This is a genomic window from Bacillus sp. NPDC094106 (genome assembly GCF_044764345.1).
In the GTDB taxonomy this organism is placed as follows: Bacteria; Bacillota; Bacilli; order Bacillales; family Bacillaceae_G; genus Bacillus_A.
In genome coordinates, this window is sequence record NZ_JBIWHY010000030.1 from 40,524 (window position 1) to 47,274 (window position 6,751).

Annotated in this window: 6 protein-coding genes; all 6 read left to right on the plus strand. The window is 33.7% G+C overall.

Annotation, left to right across the window (positions count from 1 at the left end):
- Positions 1-39: 39 nt before the first annotated feature.
- Positions 40-1,287 carry a DUF445 domain-containing protein gene (locus tag ACIQ7L_RS26685; RefSeq protein ID WP_400573047.1) on the plus strand — a complete coding sequence of 416 codons (1,248 nt, stop codon included), beginning with the start codon at positions 40-42 and terminating at the stop codon, positions 1,285-1,287.
- Positions 1,288-1,546: 259 nt separating this feature from the next.
- A complete protein-coding gene (locus ACIQ7L_RS26690) occupies positions 1,547-2,185 on the plus strand; it encodes a response regulator (protein WP_400573060.1) in 639 nt (212 codons plus the stop codon).
- A gap of 4 nt (positions 2,186-2,189) precedes the next feature.
- The gene (locus ACIQ7L_RS26695; RefSeq protein WP_400573048.1) at positions 2,190-3,290 is read left to right on the plus strand and encodes a sensor histidine kinase; all 1,101 of its coding nucleotides are present in this window, start codon (positions 2,190-2,192) and stop codon (positions 3,288-3,290) included.
- A 136-nt stretch (positions 3,291-3,426) separates the two neighbouring features.
- Positions 3,427-4,365: an ABC transporter ATP-binding protein gene (locus ACIQ7L_RS26700; protein WP_400573050.1), complete on the plus strand. Its 939-nt coding sequence runs from the start codon at positions 3,427-3,429 to the stop codon at positions 4,363-4,365.
- A gap of 35 nt (positions 4,366-4,400) precedes the next feature.
- Positions 4,401-5,510: an ABC transporter permease gene (locus ACIQ7L_RS26705; protein WP_400573052.1), complete on the plus strand. Its 1,110-nt coding sequence runs from the start codon at positions 4,401-4,403 to the stop codon at positions 5,508-5,510.
- A 1-nt stretch (position 5,511) separates the two neighbouring features.
- The gene (locus ACIQ7L_RS26710) at positions 5,512-6,657 is read left to right on the plus strand and encodes an ABC transporter permease (RefSeq protein WP_400573054.1); all 1,146 of its coding nucleotides are present in this window, start codon (positions 5,512-5,514) and stop codon (positions 6,655-6,657) included.
- Positions 6,658-6,751 lie beyond the last annotated feature (94 nt).

The following is a 6,751-nucleotide window of genomic DNA, read 5'->3' on the forward strand; positions in this document are numbered from 1 at the left end:
GAAGCTTCATTTTACATAACAAGAGGGTGTGTATATACAATGTCACTACAGTCAAAATATTTAGCGGGTATTTCACTTGGGGTTATGGGCGTAGGTTTTGCAGCAACAATCCCGTTTCAAGGAACGATAGCAGGAGAGATTATACAAGGTGGGTTTGAGGCTGGATTAGTTGGTGGACTTGCCGATTGGTTTGCGGTTACAGCGCTATTTCGTCATCCGATGGGTATTCCCATTCCGCATACAGCTTTATTACCTAAAAACCGGAAACGGGTTACAAAAGGACTCATTTCTACATTAGAGAATGAGTGGCTGACGAAGGAAAGTATCACAAATAAAGTGAAAGAAATGCAGTTAGCGCAAATGGTATTACAAGTTGCTGAGAGAGAGTTGCAATCCGATAGCGTGAAGAAAGGGATTGTTACAATTGCTGAAAAGGCGATTCTTCAAATTGATACCGAAAAGCTAGCTACTGTAATTGAAAAAGAATTAAAAACATATTTGCATACGATTAATACAGGAAACATATTGGAAATCCTTATTAATCAATTAGTTGTACAAGAATATGATGAAAAAACGCTTGATTACATGTTGGTGAAAGCGAAAGAGTGGACAGCTCAAGATGAAGCTCGTTATCAGCTCGGAAGTTTAGGTATGAAAGCAATGGAAAATATAAAAGTGGATGGATTTTTGCAGTTTACTCTTAAATCTTTCATGAATATTGTAGATGAAGAGAAAATCGGAAACATTTTGCAGAAGTTTGTGATTAGTAATATTAGTAGTTTACAAAACCCTGATAATAGTACAAGACAACTTATATTAATGAAAATTCGCCAAGAACTTATTAATGTGAAGGGGAATGAAGCGGTATTACAGGAATTGGAGAATTGGAAAGAAAGCTGGATTACAAATTGGAATGCTGCTGACAAAATAAAAGAATTGCTAGGACAAGCACAGGAAAGAGCGGTTGCTTTTATTAAAAAAGAAGAGTTTGCAGATCAATATATTCTTCCGTTTTTAACAAAGCAAATGAACAAAGTGAAAGAAGACCAAGTAACAGTTCAAAAAATAGAGGATTGGTTGCAAAAGCAAATTGTAAACCTTGTTGAAAATAATCATTCTAAAATTGGAAAGCTTGTACAAGAAAATCTTGATAAGCTAGACGATCAAACATTGATTGAAATGATTGAAAATAACCTCGGTAAAGATTTGCAATGGATCCGTGTGAATGGCGCTGTTTGTGGTTTTATGATTGGATTAGTTTTAGAAGGAATTAAAGCACTTATATAGGAAAGAACCTTCCATATGATATGAAATCCATGTGGAAGGTTTTTTAGTATCTGAAGAAATTTCTACTTCAATTATATAGACGTAAGACATGATTAGTGACTCTACATATATGTAAAAAACATAATAATATATTTTTAGGGGAGAAACTACTTCAAAAAAGTGTGAAAAAATGGTATGGAGAAGTATATAATGAGCAATAGGGAATGTTACATGGAGAAAGGATGTGAATGTTAGTAGGAGAATTTCCATACTAACAAACATGAAAATAAAAATATTAATAGCTGATGATAACTCTTTTATTAGAGAAGGCATGAAGATTATTTTAAGTACATACGAAGAATTTGAAGTGTTAGAAACAGTAAATGATGGGAAAGAGGCTCTAGATTATTGCAAAAAACATGATGTAGATATTGCGCTTTTAGATGTCCGTATGCCAAATATGAATGGTGTAGAGGCGACAAAGTTAATATGTGAGGAGACAAAAGCGAAGCCGCTTATTTTAACGACATTTGATGATGATGAGTATATTTTAGAGGCAGTAAAAAACGGAGCGAAAGGTTATTTACTGAAAAATAACGACCCGGAGCGCATTCGTGATGCGATAAAAGGAGTATATAACGGGCAAACTGTTATGCAAGACGTAGTGCTTGATAAAATTAAGTCTAACTTGCTGGAAAATAAAGAAGAGGAGTCAAAAATAGATAAGACTCTTTTCACAGAGAGGGAACTTAGTATTATTGCTTTAATTGCAAAAGGATTTTCTAATAAAGAAATTTCGAAGCAACTTTTCATATCAGAAGGAACGATTGCAAATTATATTACATCTATTTTAGGGAAAACTGGACTTGAACATCGCACACAAATTGCGATTTACTATTTAACAGGGAAAGTAGATTAATGATATGGAATTTTGGTTAACTGTCAGTAAACTTATTGTCTTTATATATATAGTGTTCAGCTACATTCATTTAAATGTTACGAACTTACCGTGGATTATATTTACGTTACTTATATACCTTTCTGTAAACATAATGATTTCTATATTAAAAAAAGATACATACAAAAAGTTTTTAATCTGTGTGTCAATTGGCGTAGTCATGTTATTTACATGGAAGGTTCATCCGTTTTTTATTTTGTTTTTACCTTTGAACTTATATGAAATTGCAAATTATTATATAGAAAAGAAATGGTTAATCTTTTTCATTATGACCCTTCCTATTATTTTTATAGGTGAAGGTATTCAAATGACGTATGGACTTATTAGTGCATTTTGTTTTTTTTCCTTAACGATAGCCCACCGCTATATAGCACGATTATTAAAATTCGAAATGCAAAATGATAAAATGAGAAAAGACATACAAAGACTTACGAAAAGTTTAAATGAAAATAAAGATTACATAAGGCAATCAGAATACACATTTAAGTTGGAGGAGAGAAATCGATTATCTCAAGAAATTCATGATAAAATTGGTCACTCGATGACGGGGGCACTTATTCAAATGGAAGCAGCGAAGAGATTAATGGAAATAGATAAAGTGAAATCTGCGGAGTTATTACAAAATGCAATTCATATTTCGAAAGACGGCATTGAAAGCATTCGGATTACATTAAAAAATATGAAGCCACCAACAGAGCAAATTGGCATTCATCGTATGAAATTATTCATAGAGGAATTTGCCGGTAAGCATGATATAAACATTCCTTTCGTATATAAAGGGAATTTAGATATGATTTCTCCAATTCAGTGGAAAATTATCGGTGAAAATGTTACGGAGGCGCTAACAAATGCGATGAAATACGCTGATGCAACCGTCATCTCAATAGATATTCGTGTGCTTAATAAAATGGTGAAAGTACAAGTAAAGGATAATGGAAAAGGTGAAATTCTCGTTAAAAAAGGTCTCGGTATTATGGGGATGGAGGAGAGAACAGCGTCTGTAAACGGGAAAATTATTGTAGATGGGACAAGTGGTTTTTCAGTAACAATGTTGTTGCCGATATAGGAAAGTGTGATGAGGATGAATCATCTCATATGAAAAAAGTGAATAATCTCATGTGAAAAGAATGAACTTCTGCACTGAGCAGGTTCATTCTTTTTGTTTATAATAACAGCAGAGAAACCGAAATAGGGGTGAAATGATGAATACATTGGAAATTAAAAATTTAACGAAAAAATTTGGTGATTTCATCGCGGTAGATAATATGTCTTTATCTATTAAAGAAGGAGAAATATTTGGATTTTTAGGATCGAATGGTGCTGGTAAGAGTACAACGATAAATATGATTGCTGGGCTGTTAAGAAGTAATGAAGGTGAAATCAGCATACTAGGAAAAAATATAAAAAAAAATAATCGATTTGCGAAAATGAACATCGGTATTGTTCCGCAAGATATAGCAATATATGAAGAGCTAACCGCCTATGAAAATGTGAAATTCTTTGCCGGATTGTACGGACTAAGAGGAGCTGAGCTAAAAGCGAGAGTAGAGGAAGCGCTTCAATTTGTGGGGCTTAGTGATAAACATAAAAGCTACCCGAAAAACTTTTCTGGCGGGATGAAAAGAAGGCTGAATATCGCTTGTGCAATCGCTCATAGACCGAAGTTAATTATTATGGATGAACCGACAGTTGGAATTGATCCGCAGTCAAGAAATTATATCCTTCAGTCTGTCCGGAAATTAAATGAAATGGGAAGCACCATTATTTATACGAGTCACTACATGGAAGAAGTAGAAGAGATTTGTACGAAAATAGCAATTGTAGATCACGGTAAAGTAATTGCAGAAGGAACGAAAGAACAGTTAAAAGCGATTATTACAGATACGAAAGACGTTTGGATTGAAGTGAAGTCAGTAGAAAATCTAGACGTTGAAAAATTAAAAGAGATAAACGGTGTGAAAGCTGTTCAAATTGAAGAGAACGTAATTAAAGTAAATTCTGATGCAGGATTAAATAATTTAAATAAAATTATTCAACACTTTATTAATCATGACATTGAAATTCGCTCGTTAGAGGAGCAGGCTCCGAATTTAGAAACAGTATTCCTTACATTGACCGGAAGAAACTTACGAGATAAATAAAGTGATTTTAAGAATAGAAAAGGGAGGTTCATCGATTGAACATCTTCAATATTGCAGTTATGCACATTAAAAGAGATTTCAGGGACGTAAGAACTTTAGTTTTTATGTTAGCATTGCCGATTGTGCTTATGCTTGTATTAGGAACAGCGTTAAGTAACGCATTTAATAGCGATAGTCATTCGATTAAAGATATACAAGTGCTTTATAAAGATGAGGCGATTAGCATGTTTTCTCAATCATTTGAAGCATTTACTAAAGAGGTCGATAAATCGGGAATCCATTTTAAAAAAGCTTCCGAAGGTATAGATGGGAAAGAAGAAGTGAAGCAAAATAAATATGCTGCATATGTAGAATTGAATAAAGATGGTGCGAAATTTTATGGAAGCGACAGAAGTAGTATTGAAGGAAGTATTGTTGAAGGAATGCTTACGACATTTGTTGATAAGTACAATGTAGCAGTTGAAGTTGCAAAAGTAGACCCAAGTAAGGTTAGCTTAGTTATTTCAAACGGAAATCATAATGATTATATTAAAGAAACATCTTTACAAGCTGCTAAAAAACCAGGTTCTATGGATTACTTTGCGGTTGTAATGACGACAATGATTGCACTGTATGCTGCAATGGGTGCGAGTTTTTTAATTCGAGGAGAACGAATACGTAAAACAGGAGATCGTTTAATTGCAGCACCTATAAGTAAGGCTGAAATTTTCATTGGGAAAGTGCTCGGTAGTCTTGTAGCAAATGCACTTTGTCTATTACTCGTCGTTTTATTTAGTAAATTTGTTTTTCAAGCGAATTGGGGCGACCATCTTGGAATCATATTTATTATTTTACTAACAGAAGTCTTTCTAGCAATTAGCTTCGGTTTAGGGATCGGATATATTACAAAAACAGGTGAGGCATCTAGAGCGATTATTATGGTTGTTGTGCAATTAGCTTCTATTTTTGGCGGTGCTTATTTCGTAGTGGAAGAAAATGTTGTTACGAATTTATCGCCATTAACGTGGGCCAACACAGCCATTATGAAAATTATTTATGCAAATGACATAGGGGCGGCGCTACCGGTAATATCTTTAAATCTCGGAATTTCAGCACTCTTTTTATTAATTGCGATTATTGCATTACGTAGACGGGAGGGGCTATAGTATGAAAGATATTTTATGGCTCATACAAAAAACGTTATCTGTACTTCTGAAAAATAAAAAAGGGTTACTAATCATTATTAGCTTGCCGATAATAGGAACACTCATCTCCTTTTCGATATATGGAAATGTAGAGCAAGGAACGTTAAATATCGGGGTTATAAATAAAGAAAATCAGCCTATAGCAAATGATACAGTGAAATTTTTAGAAGGATTAAATCATGTAAATGTAAGTAAAGTTAAGGAGTCTGAAGTAGAAGATAAACTCACTTCAAAAAAACTTGATGGTGTTATTACATTAGAGTCCGGTTTTTCGGAAAGTGTTCTAGAAGGGAAACCGAGCCATATTGAGATTTCATCGATTAAAGGCGATCAAGTAACGGGGTTTATAAAATCATATTTATATAACTATGTTGATAACATCGCTGCGATTAGTAAAGTGGCAGGTGCGGATCAAAGTACGTTTAATAATATGTATGCAGGGTATCAAAAAAGTTCATTTAAAGTAAAGTCTGAGACACTTGAAGATACTTCGAAAAATAAGGATATGACAAATCAAACGATTGGTTATCTTATCATGTTTATGCTATTTTCAGCGGTGAACTTATCAGGATTTATTTTAAAAGAAAAAGAGAACAGAACGTATTTTAGATTATTATCGACACCGATAGATGGAAAGAAATTTATATTATCTAATGTCGCGGTGAATATGATTATATTAACATTGCAAATTGTAATTGCAGTATTATTTATGACGAATGTTTTTCATACGAATATAAATATGCCTTTCACAGTTATGATTGGTGTACTCATGATATTTGCTTTAATCGCAATTGGTTTATCATTAGTTATTGTGTCTTTTTCAAAAAGTTCAACTGCTTCAAATGCGTTGCAAAATGTTGTTATTGTACCGACATGCTTATTAGCGGGATGTTATTTTCCGTATGATATCATGCCGAAAACGGTACAAAAAATAGCTGATTTTTTACCGCAACGCTGGTTAATGGACACGATTTCGAAATTGCAGCAAGGAATTCCGTTTTCAGAGTTGTATTTAAATATTTTAATCTTATTCGCCTTTGCGATAGCATTCTTCTTAATTGCGATTTATAAGTTTGGGCGGAATAATGATGCGAGGAATTTTATTTAATGAATACTCCCCCACTTAGCAAAGCTTGAAGTGGGGGTTTCTAACGTTTCGACCTAACGGACGATTAACGTCAGTGGAGTTAACACATTAGCGA